The 20,741-nt window shown below is 47.9% G+C and carries 17 protein-coding genes; 8 read left to right on the forward strand and 9 right to left on the reverse strand.

The window, feature by feature from the left end:
- Positions 1-38 precede the first annotated feature (38 nt).
- Positions 39-776 (reverse strand): hypothetical protein, encoded by a 738-nt coding sequence (locus tag ACMUEV_RS21310; RefSeq protein WP_017287230.1) that lies wholly within the window; start codon positions 774-776, stop codon positions 39-41.
- A gap of 381 nt (positions 777-1,157) precedes the next feature.
- Entirely contained in the window at positions 1,158-2,168 is a 1,011-nt protein-coding gene (locus ACMUEV_RS21315; protein WP_017287228.1) for a phosphoribulokinase, read from the reverse strand.
- 483 nt (positions 2,169-2,651) lie between these two features.
- Between ACMUEV_RS21315 and petH the strand changes: the two genes are divergently transcribed.
- The 3 genes from petH to ACMUEV_RS21330 all read left to right on the forward strand — a co-directional run bounded on the left by petH (position 2,652) and on the right by ACMUEV_RS21330 (position 8,103).
- A complete protein-coding gene (gene petH, locus ACMUEV_RS21320; RefSeq protein WP_026148517.1) occupies positions 2,652-3,893 on the forward strand; it encodes a ferredoxin--NADP reductase in 1,242 nt (413 codons plus the stop codon).
- Positions 3,894-4,085: 192 nt separating this feature from the next.
- Positions 4,086-6,683, forward strand: coding sequence for a hypothetical protein (locus ACMUEV_RS21325; protein ID WP_190647737.1), 2,598 nt, complete (start codon positions 4,086-4,088; stop codon positions 6,681-6,683).
- Positions 6,640-8,103: a thioredoxin-like domain-containing protein gene (locus ACMUEV_RS21330; protein ID WP_415354680.1), complete on the forward strand. Its 1,464-nt coding sequence runs from the start codon at positions 6,640-6,642 to the stop codon at positions 8,101-8,103. Before ACMUEV_RS21325 ends, ACMUEV_RS21330 begins: the two co-directional genes overlap by 44 nt.
- A gap of 61 nt (positions 8,104-8,164) precedes the next feature.
- Here ACMUEV_RS21330 and ACMUEV_RS21335 read toward each other — a convergent pair whose 3' ends face one another.
- The 4 genes from ACMUEV_RS21335 to ACMUEV_RS21350 all read right to left on the reverse strand — a co-directional run bounded on the left by ACMUEV_RS21335 (position 8,165) and on the right by ACMUEV_RS21350 (position 12,584).
- The gene (locus ACMUEV_RS21335; protein WP_190647735.1) at positions 8,165-9,115 is read right to left on the reverse strand and encodes a GDP-L-fucose synthase family protein; all 951 of its coding nucleotides are present in this window, start codon (positions 9,113-9,115) and stop codon (positions 8,165-8,167) included.
- Positions 9,116-9,131: 16 nt separating this feature from the next.
- Entirely contained in the window at positions 9,132-10,208 is a 1,077-nt protein-coding gene (gmd, locus tag ACMUEV_RS21340; protein ID WP_017287223.1) for a GDP-mannose 4,6-dehydratase, read from the reverse strand.
- 414 nt (positions 10,209-10,622) lie between these two features.
- A complete protein-coding gene (locus tag ACMUEV_RS21345) occupies positions 10,623-11,345 on the reverse strand; it encodes a sugar transferase (protein ID WP_017287221.1) in 723 nt (240 codons plus the stop codon).
- Positions 11,346-11,444: 99 nt separating this feature from the next.
- A complete protein-coding gene (locus tag ACMUEV_RS21350) occupies positions 11,445-12,584 on the reverse strand; it encodes a glycosyltransferase (RefSeq protein WP_190647733.1) in 1,140 nt (379 codons plus the stop codon).
- 89 nt (positions 12,585-12,673) lie between these two features.
- On the opposite strand from ACMUEV_RS21350, the gene ACMUEV_RS21355 reads away from it, so the two are divergent.
- The 5 genes from ACMUEV_RS21355 (at position 12,674) to ACMUEV_RS21375 (ending at position 17,999) form a co-directional block, all read left to right on the forward strand.
- Positions 12,674-14,236 (forward strand): site-2 protease family protein, encoded by a 1,563-nt coding sequence (locus ACMUEV_RS21355; RefSeq protein ID WP_017287219.1) that lies wholly within the window; start codon positions 12,674-12,676, stop codon positions 14,234-14,236.
- A gap of 21 nt (positions 14,237-14,257) precedes the next feature.
- On the forward strand, positions 14,258-14,971 hold the full coding sequence (locus ACMUEV_RS21360) for a hypothetical protein (protein WP_190647731.1): 714 nt from the start codon (positions 14,258-14,260) through the stop codon (positions 14,969-14,971).
- A 56-nt stretch (positions 14,972-15,027) separates the two neighbouring features.
- The gene (locus tag ACMUEV_RS21365; protein WP_017287217.1) at positions 15,028-15,807 is read left to right on the forward strand and encodes a hypothetical protein; all 780 of its coding nucleotides are present in this window, start codon (positions 15,028-15,030) and stop codon (positions 15,805-15,807) included.
- Between the two features lie 119 nt (positions 15,808-15,926).
- The gene (locus ACMUEV_RS21370; RefSeq protein ID WP_190647729.1) at positions 15,927-17,567 is read left to right on the forward strand and encodes a SpoIIE family protein phosphatase; all 1,641 of its coding nucleotides are present in this window, start codon (positions 15,927-15,929) and stop codon (positions 17,565-17,567) included.
- Between the two features lie 3 nt (positions 17,568-17,570).
- Positions 17,571-17,999 carry an ATP-binding protein gene (locus tag ACMUEV_RS21375; protein WP_190647727.1) on the forward strand — a complete coding sequence of 143 codons (429 nt, stop codon included), beginning with the start codon at positions 17,571-17,573 and terminating at the stop codon, positions 17,997-17,999.
- A 121-nt stretch (positions 18,000-18,120) separates the two neighbouring features.
- Here ACMUEV_RS21375 and ACMUEV_RS21380 read toward each other — a convergent pair whose 3' ends face one another.
- From ACMUEV_RS21380 to ACMUEV_RS21390, 3 genes are all read right to left on the reverse strand, one after another.
- Positions 18,121-18,789 carry a lysophospholipid acyltransferase family protein gene (locus ACMUEV_RS21380; protein WP_199329233.1) on the reverse strand — a complete coding sequence of 223 codons (669 nt, stop codon included), beginning with the start codon at positions 18,787-18,789 and terminating at the stop codon, positions 18,121-18,123.
- A complete protein-coding gene (fabD, locus tag ACMUEV_RS21385; protein WP_190647725.1) occupies positions 18,786-19,664 on the reverse strand; it encodes an ACP S-malonyltransferase in 879 nt (292 codons plus the stop codon). Before fabD ends, ACMUEV_RS21380 begins: the two co-directional genes overlap by 4 nt.
- Before the next feature lie 73 nt (positions 19,665-19,737).
- Positions 19,738-20,736 (reverse strand): beta-ketoacyl-ACP synthase 3, encoded by a 999-nt coding sequence (locus ACMUEV_RS21390; RefSeq protein ID WP_190647795.1) that lies wholly within the window; start codon positions 20,734-20,736, stop codon positions 19,738-19,740.
- Positions 20,737-20,741: the final 5 nt, after the last annotated feature.

Here is a 20,741-nt window from a genome sequence, read left to right on the forward strand (position 1 = left end):
TTTCAGAAGCGCCCATCGATTCAGATTGAATGAAATCTCTAGTCGATGAAGCCCATGAGCGTCGAAGGATCGTCAACATCGTTTGTGAAAATCGGTCGATCGCCCGGCAGTTTCTCAGCGTGCATCAAGCCGGATGCGCTTGCCATCACGGGACGATCGCCCGCTAGGGTCAATGCCGAGACAGAATGGAAATCGCTGTAAAAAATTGGACGATTGCCAGGCAGCATTTCAGCGACTTTCAAATTGCTTGCCAGAATGGGACGACCATTCAAAATCGTGCCGAATACTGCAAGATGGCTTGCTTCGATCGGGCGTTCACCAGACGAAGTAATGGTGCCAACAATTTCGATATCACTGGGCATGACGGGACGATTCCAAATCGAGAGACTGGGAACATCGCTACGAATTTCAATCGCGCTACCGTTTCCTTCAGCGGGAGTTGCTGTTGCTTCGATCACGTCTGCGTTACTCATAGGAGGTTCCTCCGGGATTGATTCTTTTGGAGTTGATTCTGTGGATGCTTCTTGAAAATCGCTGTCTAAAGCGGTTTCTGAAATGGGGTCAGTCGGTTCGCTGACTTCGGGTTGTTCACTGACGATGGGCGGTTCGTTAACTTCTAGCGATTCGCCAACGTCTGGACTTGGAGATTCTGAAGTCGCTTCTGGGGTCTCAGCCGGAGCAGGAGCCGAACTCTCAGGAGTTTCTGTGACCTTCGCGGCAGTGCGTCGATTACTGGTCCTGCGAGTACTGGTTTGAGTTCTGCGGCTGGTTGCCATCGCGCCATAACCTCAATATTGTTTACAGAATTACACTGTGCCAACCACCGGAAGAGTTTACCCAGGGCGCAGTATGTAAATTAGAAAATTACGATTCTTAGGAGATCATTATAAATTAAAGCGTTGCTTCAGATTGCATCAGATTCCGAAGCAGAACTTATCAAACCGATTAGTCGATCGCAACTCATTGCCGCGTTTCAGCTTCCCTTCGATCCGGATCAAGACTCAAGCACGAACTTTTCAAGATGCTTTGACCAAAACTGATTCGCTACGCGAGTTGAGTCGATTCAGACCGAACGCGATCATCCAAAACCTTTATGACGAAATTTCTGACAAAAAAGGGACGCATTTCGCGCCCCATCATCATCATTTCAAATGGTTCTAGACATTTGCAGGCACTTTTGTTGCACCAGCTTGATTGGTCAGACGCTCGTACGTTGCACGCATCTTCAGACCCGTCAACACCTGGAACAAGCCTGTTCCATTGTTAGAGCCAGGATACTCACGGTGTTGCAACAACAATTCGGTTACTTCCCCGTTGTACTTCGCAGAAGTCTTGCTCAAATGCTGTTCGATGTAGATGACTTCTTCGAGCTTGTCGAATTGACCATCCACTTCGAGCACCGAAACGCCGTGCTTGTAGTACACATCCGGTCCGTAGTGCATTCTGATGCCGGGATATGAACAGGTCAGCTTCCGTCCACAAGGAGTCCAATCGATCGTCGAACCCTCATCAAACAGATAAACCGGGTCGTAGCCTTCAATGCCATCGCGTTGAATCATTTGAACACGCAGAACTTTCCGTTCTTTGTCCTCTTTGATCAACTGGGTCGGCAACACTTGAATCACAACATCTGCAAACTCTTTCTGCGGATCAATGTACGCGTCAAAGTCCGGTTTGCGTGAGTTAATTTGTGCCAACACATCTTCGTAGCTATGACCACGCTCAGCCATATCGCGTTGAATCTTCCAAGCGATTTTGACTTCATCGCTAATGTCGAGATAGACGCTGAAATCAATCAAGTCGCGCACGCGCTTGTCATACAGCGGATGCAAGCCTTCGATCACAACGATGTGGTTCGGTTCGATCTTCTCAGGTGGATCAATTTCCCCGGTTTCATGGTTGTAAATCGGCTTATCGATGGTTTCTCCACTCTTGAGCGCTTTGATCTGCTCTGCCATCAGGTCAAAATTATTTGCCTTTGGGTTGAGTGCAGTGATGCCCGTTTCCTTGCGTTGTTTCCGATCCAGACTGTGGTAGTCGTCCAGGCAGATGACGGTGACGAAATCTTCCCCAAACAAATCTGTGATTCGGCGCAGAAACGTGGACTTACCGCACCCGGAGTCTCCGGCAACGCCAATCAGAACCACGCGGTCTGGCTTACTGGTCATAAGTTTCCTCTAAAAACAAAAAGTCAACGACGTTTTTTTGGGTCAGCCAGGAGAGTCTGGACTGTCTCGATAGCACTCTACCCTCACAAGTCACAGCACAAGGGTCTTTGGGCAAGAGCGATTGCCACAAAAAAACACCCTGCAAGCAGCCCCGCAAAGGCTCAAGGCATAGCGTAAGTATTTAGTACTATCAGCTAAGGGGATTCTACCAAATCGCGATCCCACGGACAAGGCTTAAAAGAACTTAAAATTTGAAATTATTTTTTATTGTGAAATTAAAAAGATTAATCTGAGTTTTATATTTTAGAGTGATCGAACGGTTCCAAGCCTCTGTAAAGTAGGGACGGTAGCGAAGTTGTCGCGTCCGATACGGTCTTGGCAGGTTGGGGAAATTTGCGATCGATCCCCAAACCATGCATATTTATCTACATGGGCAGCTTGCAGCACAATTCATTCTAAATTAGGTCGGAGAAACACACAGCGATGTATTATTCCAGCGCGTCGGGTGCTGCGAACACCCAATCGGGGAACCGAGTTTTTCGGTATGAGGTGATTGGTTTGGGTCAAAGTGACGCAGACGGTTCCTCAGGTTCCACGGTTCGGAAAAGCGGGAGCACTTTTTTTAATGTCCCTTATAGCCGCATGAATTCGTTTATGCAGCGGATCTCCCGAATGGGGGGCACGATTGTTAGCATTCAGCCTTTAGATGCAAACGGCAGTGGCACTGGAAACGTTACTGTTGAACAGAAAGCTCCTGCGATCGCGCAGGAAAATGCTTCTGCGAGCAGCTCAACAGGATCTAAGCCGATGACACAAGCCAAGGCTAAAAAACACGCAGATGTTCCAGTCAACATTTACAAGCCGAACAGTCCGTTTATCGGGAAATGTATTTCTAACGATGAATTAGTAGGCGAAGGCGGAATTGGAACTGTACGTCATATCAAATTTGATATTTCAGCAGGCGATCTGACTTATGTAGAAGGTCAAAGTATTGGGATTATTCCTCCCGGTCTTGACAAGAATGGTAAGCCAGAGAAGCTGAGACTGTATTCGATCGCATCGACTCGCCACGGCGATGATGTGGATGACAAAACCGTGTCGCTTTGCGTGCGCCAACTCGAATACAAGCACCCTGAAACAGGCGAAACCGTTTATGGGGTTTGTTCAACCTATCTCTGCAACTTGGAGCCAGGTGCAGACGTGAAGATCACAGGGCCGACCGGAAAAGAAATGCTCTTACCGGAAGAGACCGATACGAATGTGATTATGATGGCAACCGGAACCGGGATTGCTCCGATGCGGGCATACTTGTGGCGGCAATTCAAAGATAACGAGAGAGCAGCGAACCCCAACTATCAGTTCAATGGTTTCTCTTGGTTGATCTTCGGGATTCCCACCAGCGCAAATATTCTCTACAAGGGCGAACTTGAAGAGATGGCGCAGAAGTATCCGAATAACTTCCGCTTGACGACTGCAATCAGCCGTGAGCAGCAGAATAAAGATGGCGGCAGAATGTACATTCAAGACCGCGTCGCTGAAAATGCGGCTGAGTTGTACAAGCTGATGAAAGATGAGAAAACTCATACCTACATTTGCGGTCTGAAAGGCATGGAAGATGGTATTGATGCTGCTCTCGGTGCTGAAGCTGCAAAAGAAGGCGTGGAGTGGAAAGAGTTCCGCAGCGCGATGAAGAAAGCAGGTCGCTGGCACGTTGAAACGTACTAGAGTTCTGTAATTTTTAGCATAAGAAACCGGGAAAACTGAAAGGTTTTCTCGGTTTTTTGTTGAGATCCCACTCCCCACTCCCTACTCCCTACTTCTCTCACCGTGGAGATTCATCACGATCGCGTTCTGATCTACCAGATTTTCCGCTATAGTGCCGAAGGGAAAGCGTGATTTGATGTTAGGAGAGTACTGGTGTTAGGGATCATGCGCTGGCGAGGGACGGCTAAAACTCTTTCAGTCTCATTCGTGTTGGCAATGTTGTTGAATTGGGGGACAGCCCCTGCGTTTGCTGCCTCTTCAACTAAGCTAGCAGGCAAGATTTCAGAAGTGTCGCCGCCTGATGTAATTCAGCAGTTGCACGATCTGACTGATCAATATCAGCCTCAAGTCTCGATCGTATCTCCTCGTCAAAATGAGGTGCTGCAAGACAATACCGTTTCGGTGAAGCTGAATGTCAAAGACTTGCCGCTGCGCAAAGACGAGAAATTTGGGCTAGGGTCGCATTTGCACGTCTTTCTTGACGATCAGCCGTACCAAGCGGTTTACGATACGAGTCAGCCGCTCATTTTCAAGGATTTAGCAGCCGGAACCCATACTTTGCGAGTCTTTGCGGGTCGTCCTTGGCACGAAAGCTTTAAGAATGACGGAGCATTTGCTCAGACGACTTTCCATGTGTTTACGAAAACGCCAACCAATAATCCTGATCCAAAATTACCGCTTTTAACTTATAACCGACCGCAAGCGACCTATGGCGCAGAGCCGATCTTATTAGATTTCTATTTAACGAATGCTCCGTTGCATCTGGTCGCTCAGGAAGACGATAAAGATGATGTGTCGGATTGGAAAGTCAAAGTAACGGTCAATGGCGATAGTTTTACCGTCGATCGCTGGCAACCGATCTATCTCCAAGGCTTTAAACCTGGCAAAAACTGGGTACAACTGGAGTACGTTGACGACAAAGGCAATCCCGTTGCCAATGTGTATAACAATACGGCTCGCGTCTTCACCTATGAGCCGAACGGGAAAGATCCGCTGTCAAGATTGGTTCGCGGTGAAATTCCGTTTGCAGAGGCGGCATCGATCGTTGATCCAACCTTTAAACCCGCAGCCAAAGCGCCTGAAGTTGCTCCAACTCCAGAACCTGCACCCGTAATTCCGCCTGTTGTTGTCCCTGCTCCTGAACCAGAATTCTCCAAGCCTGTTGAAGAACCGAAGGCAATTGAAGAACCCAAGCCTATTGAGGAAGCTCCAAAACCGAAAGAAGCTGAAAAACCCGCAGGTGGATTCTTTAATCGATTCAAACGGTCTGAATCTGCGAAACCGGAACCAGCCGTTGAAACTCCTGCTGTTGTAGAACCCGAAGTTTCCGAACCGGAAGTCATTGAGCCAGAAGTTTCTCAACCCGAAGAGCCAGTCATAGTAGCCCCTGAAGCTCCCAAAGTACCAGAGAAACCTAAAGGTGGATTCTTTAATCGATTCAAGCGCCCCGAAGCTCCAGTCGTTCCGCCTGAACCGAGTCCTGCACCGGAAGTCATCACAGAACCAGAAGTGAAGGCAGAAGAGCCGGAAGTTTTAACGCCAATTGAAGTTCCGCCTGTGAAGACTAGCCCTGCGCCAGGTGGATTCTTTAATCGCACTCAACCGCCGATCGTTCCAGTCGTTCCGGCTCCAACGGAAGTACCAACAATCGAGTCACCACCCGTCGAAACAATCCCGGAACCTGTCGAAGTTGCGCCTGCTCCAGCAGTCAAAGAGAAACCAAAATCGAACTTCTTCGATCGCTTTAAGCGTCCAGAACCCAAACCCGCTCCAGTCGAAGTAGCGCCCGTTGAAGAACCGAAACCTGTTGAAGAACCACCAACAGTTGAAGCAGAACCTGAAGTAATTGAAGTTTCGCCTGCTCCAGCAGCCCAAGAAAAACCGAAATCGAACTTCTTCGATCGCTTTAAGCGCCCAGAAATCAAACCTAATCCGGTCGAAGTAGCGCCCGTTGAAGAAACGGCTCCAATCGTTGAAGAAACGCCAACGGTTGAAGCAGAACCCGAAGCAATTGAGGTCGCTCCGGCTCCAGAGGTTAAAGAGAAGCCAAAATCGAGTTTCTTCGATCGCTTTAAGCGCCCAGAATCCAAACCTGCTCCAGTCGAAGTAGCACCCGTTGAGGAACCGAAACCTGTTGAGGAACCATCAACCGTTGAAGCAGAACCTGAAGTAATTGAAGTCTCTCCGGCTCCAGTAGTTCAAGAGAAACCAAAATCGAGTTTCTTCGATCGCTTCAAGCGTCCAGAACCCAAACCTGCTCCAGTCGAAGTAACGCCGATTGAAGAATTAAAACCCGTTGAGGTTATCCCTACGCCAGAAGTGAAAGAAACGCCAGTTGAAACACCGAAACCCGTTGAAACTGAGCCAGAAGTAAAAGCGACACCGAAAGTTAATCCGTTTGATCGCTTCAAACGCCCTGAGCCGAAACCCATCATTGTTGCTCCAAGTCCAACTCCCGTTCCTGATGCCGTTTCTGCTCCAGCAGCCGAACCTCCAGCAATTCTAGAAACAAAGCCTGCTGAAGAAGTCAAACCCGAACCCAAGTTGAATCCTTTGGAAAAATTGCGTCAGGCAGTTCCCAAACCTGTTGAACCGCCAGTCGTGGAGAAAGTAGAACCGCCCGCAACCGAGGCAGAACCTGCTGCACCTTCGGACTTTGAGCCTCAGACTGAGCTTGAGCGGCGGCTTGGTATGCCTCTGAAGCCTCGTGTTGCTGCACCTGCGCTATCGTCAGAAGGAAACGCAGAATAAAACGCTCATGGTTCGCGCACCGGAGTTTCCGAAAAATCTCACTTGGTTAAATGTTCAGCGTCCTCGGTCTCTCAAAGAGTTTAGGGGACGCATTCTTTTGCTAGATTTCTGGACGTATGGCTGTATTAATTGCATTCACAGCCTGCCGGATTTGAAATATTTGGAAGATAAGTATCACGATCGCTTAACTATCCTCAGCATTCACTCCGCAAAATTCGAGAATGAAAGCTCGATCGAGAATATTCGCCAAGCCATTTTGCGCTATGAAATTACGCATCCGGTCTTAGTCGATCGCGATTTTCAAGTTTGGGAGTCCTATGCCGTTCGCGCTTATCCAACCTTCGTTTTGATTGATGCAAATGGGCGAATTGTCAGAACGATCGCTGGAGAAGGCAGAAGAGAATTACTCGATCAACTTATTGGTGAATTAGTCAACGGAATCGAGCCAAAAGACATCCAGTTTGAGTTAGAAGAAATGCCAATTTCGCCATTAGCTTTCCCGGGAAAAGTTTTGGCAAGCGATCGCTTATTTATTGCCGATTCAGGACATCATCGAATTGTCGTTACAACCTTTGAAGGTGAAGTCTTAGACATTATTGGCACAGGTTTTTCAGGCTTAAAAGACGATTCATTTGATGAGGCACAATTCTCAAATCCACAGGGCATGACGATTCACCAAAACGTTCTCTATGTTGCTGACACTGGAAATCATGCAATTCGCTGTATTGATTTAGAGAAGAGAATTGTCTCGACAATCGCTGGAACTGGCAATCAAAGCAAAACAATCTATCCGCAGGGTGGCAAAGCTTTAGAAGTCGATCTGAATTCGCCTTGGGATTTGGTGTGGAACGGCGATCGCTTATTTATCGCGATGGCAGGCGCACATCAGATTTGGGAAATGCAAGACGATGTAATTCAAACTTTTGCCGGAACTGGAGCCGAAGCCAGTTTTGATGGAGCCATTCAAGAAGCGGCTTTTGCTCAACCGAGTGGGATTACGACAAATGGAAAAGAATTATGGATTGCCGACAGTGAAACAAGTTCGATTCGATCAATTGATTTAGAAACTTCTCAAGTGAAAACAGTTTGCGGTGGTGGAGATTTGTATAACTTCGGTGATGTTGATAGCATCGGGGAAACGGCTCGATTACAACATTGTTTAGATGTCGAATTTGCAGAACAATTGTGGATTGCAGATACTTACAATCACAAAATCAAGCGCGTAAACTCCGATGGATTTTGTCAAACCGTTTTCACAGAATCGTTTTCTGAACCATCTGGAATTAGCGCAACTGCAACGCACTTATTTATTGCAGATACAAATCATCATGCGATTCGGAAAATTGATTTGAAAACTTTGGAAATTTCATCGATCGACTTTCCAAGTCTCTGTGCTCCAACCGTCTGCTTTCCGCACTAAATTTCAGCACTAAAAAAGGGGGACTCCAAAGAGCGCCCCCATGAACAAGGTGAATAGAAACTTACTGAGGATTTTGGCGATACCAATCGATCGTCTTTTTCAGTCCTTCCTCAAAGCTCACCTGAGCTGAGAATCCAAACTTCTCCTTCGCCCGCTGCGTATCCAAACAGCGACGAGGCTGACCATTCGGTTTATCCGTTTCCCAAACGATCTCGCCTTTAAATTCCATCAAATCGCAGAGCAACGTAATCAAATCTCGAATCGAGATTTCATAACCCGTGCCTAAATTCACAGGTTCGCCCTCGCTGTAATGCTGAAGCGCAGTGGTAATCCCGCGCGCCGCATCATCTACATAGAGAAACTCACGCGTCGGACTGCCATCTCCCCAAACGGGTAACGTCGCCGCACCCGCTTGTTGAGCTTCATAGACCTTCCGAATCAACGCAGGAATGACATGCGAACTGCTCGGATCAAAATTGTCCTCTGGCCCATACAGATTCACAGGCAGTAGATAAATGCCATCAAATCCATACTGCTGACGATACGACTGAAGTTGCACTAAAAGCGCTTTCTTCGCCACACCATACGGTGCATTCGTCTCTTCTGGATAACCGTTCCAGATATCATCTTCTTTGAACGGAACAGGTGTGAATTTGGGATACGCACAAATCGTTCCTGCACAGACAAACTTCTGTACCCCTGCTTCGTAAGCAGCATGAATCAATTGCGTTCCCATCATCAAGTTGTCGTAAAACAACTCAGCAGGTTTTTCGCGATTTAGCCCGATGCCCCCAACATGTGCCGCCAAATGCACCACGACATCTTGTTGATCAACCGCTCGTTGGCAATTTTCCATCTTGCGAAGATCGAGATCATGCGATCGCGGCACGGTAATTTTTTGTGGGTCAGCCCCCGATTCGCACAACTGACGAACCACTTGGCGACCCAAGAATCCTGCTCCACCTGTAACCAGAATGCGCTTATTGTGAAGATCAAACGTTGTTGAGGTCATGACTTAATTTCCTTGCTTAGAAAGAGACTCCAGCGAGGTTCTGGCGAACAGTTGCATAATCTGCTACCTTCGCGTGCCCATTACCAGGGGTACTGATTCCCAAAGCTTGCAGATCAGCATCCACCATCAGATGCACCAACTCTTCAAACGTTACAGAAGGTTCCCAACCCAACTGTTTCTTCGCTTTCGCCGGATCACCAATCAAAAGATCGACTTCTGCCGGACGCAAGTAGCGTTCGTCAAATTCAACATAGTCCTTCCAATCTAAGTTGACGCGACCGAAAGCAATATCTAGAAACTCATGCACTGAATGCGTTTCACCCGTTGCTACAACGTAATCGTCTGGCTGCTCTTGCTGCAACATTAACCACATTGCCCGCACATAATCTTTCGCATAGCCCCAGTCGCGTTTTGCGTCGAGGTTACCCATGAACAGCTTCTTCTGACGACCTGCAACGATTTGTGCTACGGCACGAGTAATTTTGCGGGTCACAAATGTTTCACCCCGGCGTGGAGACTCGTGATTGAACAGAATGCCATTACAGGCAAACATGTCATACGACTCACGATAGTTCACGGTCTGCCAGTGCGCGAATACTTTTGCACACGCATAAGGACTGCGAGGATAGAACGGTGTTTCTTCGGTTTGCGGAACTTGCTGAACCTTTCCGTACATTTCTGAAGAACCCGCTTGGTAGTAGCGGACTTGTTCCCCAATCCGTTGTTGATAGTCCCGAACCGCTTCGAGAATTCTTAACGCGCCCATACCGACTGCATCAGCCGTATATTCTGGAGCATCAAAACTGACGCGAACATGAGACTGCGCCCCTAAGTTATACACTTCCGAAGGCTTCACTTCTTCAAGAATGCGCCGGAACGTCGTACCATCGGTCAAATCCCCGTAGTGCAGGAAGAGGCGTGCGCCTTCAACATGAGGATCTTCGTAAATGTGATCGATACGATCGGTATTAAACGTCGAAGTTCTTCGGATAATTCCGTGGACTTCATACCCTTGTTCGAGTAAAAGTTCACTTAGATAGGAACCATCTTGACCCGTGATACCCGTTACCAGTGCGCGTTTACGTTGCGTCATTCTTTACTTTCCTCACCTGCAATTACAGAAACTGCTGGACATCAATTAAACCTGGGTTGTTGCGCTCGATCGCCATTTTCGGCGCACGAAACAAGCTGTACCTAGTTAACCCTAAGTGCAGCGCAAATAACACCAAAATAACACCCAACCTTACAGCAAAAGGTTCAACTTGTCTGTGAAAGAACCATGGACTTAGAATAAGATTCGCTAAATTTTAGAAGTTTCAGCCGCTTCAGTCACAATTTATCCCAGTCACAATTCGTTGATGGAGTCATCGATATGGCATCAGAACTCAATCGCTTCCAACTCGAAAATGGAAAGGATGCGAACTCGCCAAACTGCTAACCATTACGGAGATGATTCACGTAATCCGGATTACTCGACTCAATTTCGCAAGTTTGAACGCCAAACGGCTTAATACGCTCCGTTATTTTTCGGAAAGACAACGACTCCGATCGTTTTGACAATGATCCAGAGGTCGAGCAGAAAATTGTGACAGCTCGCATAATAGACATCAATGCGAACCCGCTGCGGGTAGGGAATATCATTACGACCCGACACTTGCCACAAGCCGGTAATTCCTGGGCGAATCGTTAAGACTTTATCGATATGAGCGCCGTATTTGGGGAGTTCTTCGACGACAAGCGGGCGTGGACCGACGACACTCATGTCTCCGACCAAGACATTCCAAAACTGGGGAAATTCGTCCAGGCTAGTAATTCGTAAGAACTTGCCGATCCAGGTAATGCGTGGATCAGATTTCAGTTTGAACGTCGTTTCAAATTCTTCGCGCATTTGTGGGGAGGTGCTGATTAGATCCATCAGCACTTCATCCGCGTTTCTCACCATTGTTCTAAATTTGATGCAGCCGAAGCGCTTGAAATCTTTTCCAACTCGCTCTTGGACATAAAAGATCGGCCCTGAAGAACTCAGAGCAATCAACAATGCCAAGATGAAATAGACCGGAGAGAAAAGAATCAGAACGGACAGCGAAAATACGATATCAAACAGACGTTTGGCAAAATCGGTTTCAAGCGCATTCCGAGTATTGAAAATTGACGGTTTACCAATCGGCTTACCACGCTTGAAGATTGACCGAATCCGCTTGCCGGGAACAAATTGGCTATCGGCAGTCATCTTACTCCTTACTTTTTCCACACCACACACACACAGTCCTGATCATAAAGCCATAGACTCGTTTCGCGTTAAATTTGCTCCCCAATTCGGCGAGTATTTTTAACGAGATTGAAATTCTCGATAGGCTCGATCGATGAAATCAAGATATCGTTGTTTGAAAATATCCGGGTGAAAGTTCATGGCAAATGATCTCGAAGCTTCGGGCTGAAAGATTGCCTGATGCTGTTCAAACGCTTGAACGGCTTCGACGATCGCGGCTTCTGTCTGATTTGGAAACAGAATTCCTGTACCTTGAGATTGGTATTCTCGTAAGTCTCTCACAGTTTCAGCCGTTCCACCCGCACCATAGGCAATAACAGGCGTACCACAGGCTTGCGCTTCGACCGGGGCAATTCCAAAATCTTCGTAGGCAGCATAGACAAACGCTTTTGCTTGTTTCATATATTGCTCTACAACGTCATCGGGCTGCCATCCTAAAATTTTGATATTCGGTTTTGCAATCTTCTGAATTGTTGACAATTCTGCGCCGCTACCGATCACAACTAAGGGAAGATCGAGTTGATTAAATGCCTGAACAATTAGGGGTATTTTTTTATAGCCAACCAGCCTTGAAACAGTCAGGTAATAATCTTGTTTTTGCGGTTCATAAGAGAAGCGATCGACTTCAACTGGCGGATAGATCACTTCAGCAGATCGTCGATAACATCGCCAAATTCTGCGCGCGGTATGGTGAGAATTGGCAATGAAATAGTCCACTCGATTCGATGAGATGACATCCCATTGTCGTAATTGATGCAAAAGATATCGCGTGAAAATTCCCGCAATTCCATGCCCAGCCCGACTATTGCGGAGATATTCAAACGTCATATCCCAAACGTACCGCATGGGAGCGTGACAGTAGCAAATGTGCAGTTGATGGGGAGAGGTGATTACGCCCTTGGCGACAGCATGATACGACGAGAGAATAACGTTGTATTCGTGGAGATCGAGTTGTTCGATCGCGATCGGTAAAAACGGCAAATATTTTTGCACCCCGTTTTTGGCGAAGGGGAAATGCTGCAAAAAGGTAGTTCCGATTTTGCGCCGATAGAGATAGCTGTTGGGATTGACCGATTCAAAATCGATCAAGGCATAGAGATCGGCATCAATATGTTTGAGAATTTCTTGAACGACGAGTTCTGATCCGCCTGTTGCTTTAGGGGTCAGCCACTCATGGACTAGGGCGTACTTTAAATTCACGATCGTGCATTTCTCATCTCTGGCACAGATTCTATCGTTATTTATGAGTGCAGACTGTCTGAGATTGCATTGTAGAGTAGATCAAAGTGATGGGCTTAGCGAATGAGAACTCGCTAGGGTACGAGAAGTCGTATATCGTCGATCTTGTAGTGTTCCATGCAATTGTGCGATCGAGTTTGGGGGTTGAGATGATTACTGCACTTGCCGTATTAGTGGCTTTAGGAATTTTAGCCGTAGGATTTAATCGTGCTCGTCCTTACGGCAAACTTGGCATTCTGGCTTGGTTTCAGTCTGTAGTACTGATGTCTCCGTGGATTATTTTTTTCGGCTTATTTTCGGCAGGAATTTATCTCAATTTGGCGGGAATGCTCCTGCTGTTTGTGATTTCGACGGGAATTTATATCTGGATTGGGCGAAAGCTGAGAGCCGAAGGACAGGAATTCTTGGCACAAAGAGCAGCAGCGAAAGTCGCGATCGAGTCTGCTTTTCCTAAATCGGATGACGCGACTGAAGCGCCAGTCATGATTCCACCTGAGAGCCTATCGATTCCGAATGAAGATCTCCAAGCCATTAAAAGTATTTTTGGCATTGATACTTACTTTTTAACTGAAACGATTTCATATCAAGATGGCGCAATTTTCAAAGGGAATTTGCGCGGCGATCCAGACTCTACCCATGCAAAACTAACCGAGAATTTGAAAGCCCAAGTCGGCGATCGCTATCGGTTATTCCTCATCGAAAATCAGGAAGAAAAGCCTGTCGTCGTCGTGTTACCGAGCAAAAACGACCCGAAGCCGTTGACGTTAACACAAACTTTATTGTCGATCGTGCTGTTTCTTGCCACGATCGCTGCAAGTTTAGAAACAGGGGGCATTTTACTCGGATTTGATTTTTACGGTTCTCCAGAGCGATACGCAGAAGTACTGCCGTTTAGCATAGGGATTCTAGCGGTTTTGTTAGCGCATGAATTTGGGCATTGGATTGTCGCAAAACGTTACCAAATCAAATTAAATTTGCCGTTTTTTATTCCCACCTGGCAGATTGGCTCGTTCGGAGCGATTACCAAATTCGCGTCGTTGTTGCCTAATCGATCGACGTTATTTGATATTTCAGTTGCAGGGCCGCTCGCTGGTGGAGCCGTTGCATTCGGGATGTTAATTGCTGGATTGCTGATGTCGCATGAAGGCAGTGGGTTTAAAGTTCCGACACAATTCTTTGAAGGATCGATCTTGGTTGGAACCTTGGCGCGTGTAATTATGGGAGCGGAGATTCAGCGATCGATTGTTGAAGTCAGCCCCTTGGTGGTACTGGGCTGGATTGGCTTAGTCGTGACGGCCATTAATGTCATGCCTGCGGGACAGCTCGACGGTGGTCGGATTGTACAAGCCATCTATGGACGCAAGATTGCGGCTCGCGCTACAGTCGCGACGATCATTATTTTGGGATTAGCTTCGTTTGTCAATCCGCTAGCGTTATATTGGGCGATCGTGATTGTTGTTTTACAACGCACACCAGAACGTCCCAGTCTCAACGAACTGACTGAACCCGATGATGCCCGTGCCGGGATTGCCTTAGTTGTGCTGTTTCTCATGCTGATGATTCTTCTCCCACTGACCCCAAGTCTCGCCGGTCGCCTAGGCATTGGCGGCTAGTTGTTTCACCTGCCCCAGATTATGTTGGATGCCCCTGAAATTTTCTTGCTCATCGACCTCAATACACTCTTCGCCTGTAAACCCTATGAGTGGCTGGAATTTAGCCCGATGGGTCGCTGTTTTGTACCAGAGGCAGTTCATCAAGAGTTAGAAGCTTGGGCAGGTCATCGGAGCGACACAGCCGAATCAAAAATTGCGCGGGAATATTGCCGATTGATGTTAGAAGGCGATTGGTACCTGGCACGATCGCCCATTCCCGCCGACACACAGCGCCCATTCACGAGACGCGCCAGACTCGCCATCGATGTGCGCAACTCAGCCGAGTCATTAGCGCAATCGAGTCCCAGGCAATTAGTCGTAGTGGTATCGAACGATCGAGCTTTGCTTCAACAACTTCACGCCCTGCGTCTGGATAATCTCACTGGCGTTCCAGTGAGTACTTTCCTGACTTGGAGCCGCACGAAACGCCAGCCGCCTGTTGTAATTCAGCATGTGCGATCGATGCAGTCGCATTCTCTCCAAGTACTGAGTGCTGGAAATCACAGACACTTACGCCCATTCTTGACCTCAAATTATCCGAAGTTCTCTTCTCAGCCTGTGTATCAATCTACGTGGCGCGATCGTGTATTGCCACTGCTGCCTCTGATTTTAATTCTGAGTGGCTTAACGTTGGGGTGGTGCTTCGCACAGCCTTTCATTCAGCAACTTCCCTCTACCTCAGAGCAAAATCAGTAAGTAACTTGTGATCGCATCCGCGCGTCCTCCCTCCATGAAGCCCTCTGCGAGTGTTTATGCGTTCCCCTGTTCAGATCATTTCTGCGATCGTCTTGATGAGTGCCTTATCTCTTGGTAGTGGCATTCCGCTTTTGCAAGCCTCTGCCGCCCCAATACGTCATCCGACAGTCCTGCTGACCACTGCTTATCCAAAAACATTGAGTTGGCGAGTGCGAAAAGATCTAGCACGCCGAGTTGGAATTCCCACAACTGAGTTGAGGGTCATGCAAGCAGAACGCAAAACTTGGGGAGATGGCTGTCTCGAATTGCCAAAAACAGACGAATTTTGCACCCAACAACTCATTGAAGGCTGGAAAGTTGTGGTTGCTCATCAGAATCAAACGTGGGTTTATCACACAGATTTGCAAGGTCGATTGCTCAGACTCGCTGAATCTCAACCGTCCGAACTTCTACCCAAGAATGTTGTGTTTCGATCGCGCATGAGCGGCGGATTTGCAGGTCAAACGTATGACACCATTTTGTTGAGCGATGGCACAATGCAGCAAGCCATTGATATGGGGGGAGATCCACGACGAACTCAAAGCGCTTCTTCATCAGCATCACTGCGAGCTTGGAAGATCACACCCCAAAAAGTTGAAGAATTTCGCGAACTGTTGAAGCGTGAACAATTTCAGAATTTCAATCGCAAGACTTACTCTCCTCCTCAAGGTGCCGCCGATTTCTTCATCGTAACTTTAGCCAGTCCCGTAGGAACCGTTCAGTATGCGGACATTGAGCAAGAAAACTTACCGCGATCGCTCCAAACCATCATTCAAGCCTGGAACGCCCTCAAATAACCCCACTCCCCCACTCCCTACTCCCCACTTTCCGCAAATTCCCCTATCTCCCCCCTGTTAGTTCCCTGAATTCCCCGGGTACGTTTCATAAAGACTTTATACGGCATTCGAGGAAACGCATGAGGCGAGAAAAACTCAAGCTGTTGATCGTGGATGATGAGCCGGATAATCTCGATCTGCTTTACCGTACCTTCCGGCGAGACTTCGACGTGATTCGGGCGGAAAGCGCGATCGAAGCGCTCAAAGTCCTTGATGAACAAGGCGAAGTCGCAATTATTATTTCAGATCAGCGAATGCCAGAAATGCTGGGAACTGAGTTTCTCAGTCGAACCGTCGATCGCTTTCCGGACACGATTCGGATTGTGCTAACGGGCTATACCGATGTCGAAGATCTCGTCGATGCCATTAACTCTGGCAAAGTATTCAAATACATCACCAAGCCTTGGAAGTCTCAACAGCTTCAAGTCGTTGTCGAGCAGGCGGCTGAGACCTATCAAGTGCTGAAACAGCGCACAGCGGATTTACGACGGGCACTCAGACGCGAATCGTCGTTGAATGCCATTACAACCGCGATTCGCGAATCGCTGGATTATCAAAACATGCTGCACACGATCGTGGAAACGATCGGGCTGACCTTTGAGGCAAGTTGCTGCATGTTACATCCAGTCGAAGGTGAACGGTTGAAATCCAATTCAGCCATGTATTGTGCAGTGAATGTGCCCTTCAAGAGTTGTGAAGACGATCGCACTTCAGACCTGGTACAAATCGTACTGCACGATAGCACAGCCAGAATGAAGAGCCAAAATCCACCGCATTTTGTGCTGCCGTTGCGCTACCAAAAAGACCTCCTCGCGATTCTGTCTCTGCATCGAGAATCCGATCAGCCATTCTGGTCAACAGAAGACTTAGAACTGATCGAAGTCGTCACAGAACAAGCAGCCTTGGCGATTTCTCAAGCAAGACTCTATCGTCGAACTCAGGAGCAAGCGGAACAAATTCGAGCCGAGTTAGAAGTCGCACGCCAAATTCAGACGAATCTCCTGCGGCAGACGCTTCCACGATTAGAAAATCTTAAAGTCCAAGCCTGTTGTCATCCCGCCCGTGAAGTTGGAGGAGACTTTTTTGAGGTCTATCAGCATCCCCAAGGCGATTTATGGCTGGCAGTGGGCGATGTCTCAGGCAAAGGAGTTCCGGCAGCACTGTTTATGGCAAGCGCAATTTCTGTATTGCGGCGAGAATTGTCACAAGAAATTTCTCCAGAACCCGATGAGGTGATGCGAAATTTGAACAGCATTCTCTCGCAAGATTTAATGGGCACAAACTGCTTTATTACGATGGTTTTGGCACGATATACCCGATCGAGCAGGCAATTAGTTTATGCCAATGCAGGACATATTTATCCCTTGGTGTGGTCGAAGCAGACGATCTCTCAAGCAGATGAGCCAACCTATTTGAAAGTACGAGGCATTCCCCTAGGGATATTACCGAAATGGAATGCGATTGCCGGAAAACGAATGCTTCAAGATGGAGAAGTCTTATTACTAACCAGCGATGGAATTACTGAGGCAACCGTGCAACCAGAAGGAGAAGTCAATTTAGCGAACGATCCCGCAAGAGCGATGTTACGACAAACCGGGTTATGGAAGTTACTACAGCAAGCGGGAGAAAGTTTGGATCTCAAACAACTGCTTGCCCAAATTCAGGCGCACAATACGATTCAAGAAGATGATCAAACGATTCTGTCTCTGGAGGTTCTCTAACCCATGAAGACTGAACTTCACGTTCCAAGCGATTTGCGATTTCTCACGGTCGTTGAAACTTGGCTATTAGAGAGCCTCAAAATTGAAATTGGTGACCAAATTGATTGGACGCGACAATCGAGCCGATTGCGGTTGGCTTTGGTTGAGGCTTACTCGAATGTGGTGCGTCATGCCCACCGCAATCAACCGGATCTTCCGGTCGTAGTGCGATTGGAATTAAGAGATCGAGATTTAGCGATCGAGATCTGGGATCACGGACAGGGATTTGACATTTCGAGCTATTTGGCTCCGTCTCCTGAAATGATGCAGGAGCATGGATATGGCTGGCTGATTCTGAATCGACTGATGGATCGGGTGGAATATCAGCTTCAGGTGAATGGGCAGAATTGTTTGAAACTTCAGGCAAATCTGTTGGAAATCTCAGCACGGTAATCCCAACCGTCTCAAACAATTAGCGTCAGCGTGAGTTTCGACAGTACTCAAAATGGCGATCGAGAAGCGGAACAATTCAGATCTTGACTCCGCGATTGCCGCGAGATGAGCAAATCTCCGGCTAACGCCCTAAATCGTGTAATTCGTGAATTGCATCTGCACAGCGCTGTGTAATGGCTTCGAGTTCTGCTCGATTGGTACTACTTGGCGCTTCGATCACTTTGCCAATCCGAATCGTAATGGGCGCAGGTCGGGGAAATTTCCCCTGCTTAAAAATCTCATGTGTCCCCCACAGACTGACCGGAATTAATGGAGAGTTAGTTTTTGCAGCAATCCAAGCGGCTCCTAATTTTGGATCAGCAATTCGTCCATCTGGAGTGCGAGTGCCATCGAGAAAAACGCCCGTCGCCCAGCCCGACTCGATCGATGCCATCGCGGCTTTCATCGCCGCTCGATCGCCTGTTCCACGCTTCACAGGATAGGCTCCATAGGCAGTAATCGCCTGTTTGAGCACAGGCACGTTAAACAGTTCTTCTTTTGCCATGTAAGCGACAGGTCGCCCGATCGCACAAGACAATAAGGGCGGATCAAAATCGCTGGCATGATTACTGACGACGAGAAGCCGTCCTTGTTTTGGAACATGCTCCGCTCCGTAAATTCGTCCACAAAAGTAAGTGTGCAGAACCGGAGACACGACTGACCATTTGAACAAATGATAGAGAACCAGACTGATTAAAGGTTCTCGATCGCGAGAGATTTCAGCGCTAGGACGTTCAGAAGTTTGGCTCATAACAGATCAGCAAGGCTGCCCACATTTTCTAACACGAGATCGGGGCAAGTGCGTTTAATAATTCCAGTTAAGACTTTTCCGGGGCCAACTTCAATGACGCGATCGACATTTTCTTCGGGAAGTCTCAGCGAAATTTCTCGCCATCGCACCGAACCCGTCATTTGCCGACTCAGCCGACTTTTTAGCTCTCCTGCATTGCGGCTAGGAATCGGATCAATATTTGATAAGACAGGCATTTCTGCGGCTTTAAATTCAACTGCATTTAAAACAGTCTGAAATTGCTCAGCCGCTGCTGCCATCAAAGGTGAGTGAAATGCACCGCTCACATTGAGCTTTACAGCCTTTTTCGATTTCACTTGCGCCATCACCGCTTCAACCGCTTCCGGTGTTCCAGAGATAACCACCTGTCCAGAATTATTATCATTGGCTAAAACTGCGCCCGGAGTGTCGGCTAAAACTGCTTCGAGTTGAGCGCGATCGAATCCTAACAAAGCCGCCATCATTCCATCCGAGGCGCTGTCCATTAACTCAGCACGCCGTTGCATCAGGCGCAGACCTGCCTCGAAATCAAATACACCCGCAGTATACAGGGCTGAGTATTCGCCTAAGCTATGACCCGCGACAAAGTCAGGCATTTGCCCTTTTTCTTTGAGCAAATCTGCCAAAATCGTTTCGACAACGTAAAGACATGGCTGAGTGTAAAGTGTCTGAGAAACTTTATTTTCGGGACTCTGGCAGATCTCGACCACTGACCATCCTAAAATCTGTTCTGCTCGATCAAATTTTGCCTTCGCTGCGGGAAGTTCGAGTAAATCACTGCCCATTCCAATTGCCTGAGATCCTTGCCCAGGAAACACCCATGCCGTCTTTGCCATTGTCGTGAATTGTTGTGAAGTAAATAAAGTCAGTTTCGCCCTGATTCCCTTGAAGGTCAGGGCAGGAGGATTGCTAACGCCCCCATTGAAAAATTGCTGCACCCCAGGTCAATCCTGCACCAAATCCCGAAGCGGCGATCGTATCTCCGGGCTTGACGAACCCATCCCGAACCGCTTCATCGAGTGCAAGAGGAATCGATGCCGCTGAAGTATTGCCGTATTTTGCCAGATTACTAATCACTTTCTCGGAAGGAATCTTTAAGCGATTCGCAACCGCATCCAAAATCCGCTGATTTGCCTGGTGCAATAAGAGCCAATCGACAGAATCAGTCTTCACGTTTGCCCGAAATAAAGCTTTTTCGATCACTTCCGGCACGCGTTTCACGGCAAATCGGTAGACTTCCTGACCGTTCATGGTAATCGGCTGAAAGTTGCCCTGACCGATTTCACAATCTTCCGATAACTGCTTCGATTCGCCTGAATAAGCTAAATTCAAGCAGCGATTCTGAGTGCCATCACTGCGAAGTTCAAATCCGAGTAACCGATCGCTTTGATTTGCTTGGATCACAACCGCTCCGGCTCCGTCTCCAAACAAAACACAGGTGCGACGATCGCTCCAATCCACCCAGCGCGACAAGACATCCGCCCCAATCAACAAGACATTACGATAAGCTCCGGTGCGAATGTATTGTGCAGCGGTCACGAGTCCAAATACAAAGCCCGAACAAGCGGCTGTCAAATCAAACGCGACCGCTTGGGACGCTCCGATCGCGGCTTGTACCTGACACGCACTGCCAAATAAATCATCTGGGGTCGAAGTTGCCAGCAGAATCAAATCAATTTGATCGGGTTCAAGTCCAGCCATGTCGATCGCAGATTTTGCCGCTTGCGATGCCAGATCGACCAACGTTCCCGAAGGCTCGCTTAAGTGTCGTTGGCGAATCCCTGTGCGTGAAGCGATCCACTCATCAGACGTTTCGACCACTTGACTTAACTGATCATTCGTAACCGTCGGATTGGGCGCGGCTGATCCACATCCGGTGATGGCGACTCCGACCCCTGAATATTCCACCAAAA

This window comes from Leptolyngbya sp. FACHB-1624 (genome assembly GCF_047649235.1).
Classification (GTDB): domain Bacteria; phylum Cyanobacteriota; class Cyanobacteriia; order Leptolyngbyales; family Leptolyngbyaceae; genus Leptolyngbya; species Leptolyngbya boryana.

Excerpts from the sequence above, each read along its gene's own strand:
- gmd (WP_017287223.1), bottom strand. The coding sequence starts at position 10,208 with ATGACGCAACGTAAACGCGCACTGGTAACGGGTATCACGGGTCAAGAT.
- ACMUEV_RS21360 (WP_190647731.1), top strand. The coding sequence starts at position 14,258 with ATGTTGGATGCCCCTGAAATTTTCTTGCTCATCGACCTCAATACACTC.
- ACMUEV_RS21345 (WP_017287221.1), bottom strand. The coding sequence starts at position 11,345 with ATGACTGCCGATAGCCAATTTGTTCCCGGCAAGCGGATTCGGTCAATC.
- ACMUEV_RS21315 (WP_017287228.1), bottom strand. The coding sequence starts at position 2,168 with ATGACCAGTAAGCCAGACCGCGTGGTTCTGATTGGCGTTGCCGGAGAC.
- ACMUEV_RS21335 (WP_190647735.1), bottom strand. The coding sequence starts at position 9,115 with ATGACCTCAACAACGTTTGATCTTCACAATAAGCGCATTCTGGTTACA.
- ACMUEV_RS21355 (WP_017287219.1), top strand. The coding sequence starts at position 12,674 with ATGGGCTTAGCGAATGAGAACTCGCTAGGGTACGAGAAGTCGTATATC.
- fabD (WP_190647725.1), bottom strand. The coding sequence starts at position 19,664 with ATGGCAAAGACGGCATGGGTGTTTCCTGGGCAAGGATCTCAGGCAATT.
- ACMUEV_RS21380 (WP_199329233.1), bottom strand. The coding sequence starts at position 18,789 with ATGAGCCAAACTTCTGAACGTCCTAGCGCTGAAATCTCTCGCGATCGA.
- ACMUEV_RS21310 (WP_017287230.1), bottom strand. The coding sequence starts at position 776 with ATGGCAACCAGCCGCAGAACTCAAACCAGTACTCGCAGGACCAGTAAT.
- ACMUEV_RS21375 (WP_190647727.1), top strand. The coding sequence starts at position 17,571 with ATGAAGACTGAACTTCACGTTCCAAGCGATTTGCGATTTCTCACGGTC.
- petH (WP_026148517.1), top strand. The coding sequence starts at position 2,652 with ATGTATTATTCCAGCGCGTCGGGTGCTGCGAACACCCAATCGGGGAAC.
- ACMUEV_RS21370 (WP_190647729.1), top strand. The coding sequence starts at position 15,927 with ATGAGGCGAGAAAAACTCAAGCTGTTGATCGTGGATGATGAGCCGGAT.
- ACMUEV_RS21365 (WP_017287217.1), top strand. The coding sequence starts at position 15,028 with ATGCGTTCCCCTGTTCAGATCATTTCTGCGATCGTCTTGATGAGTGCC.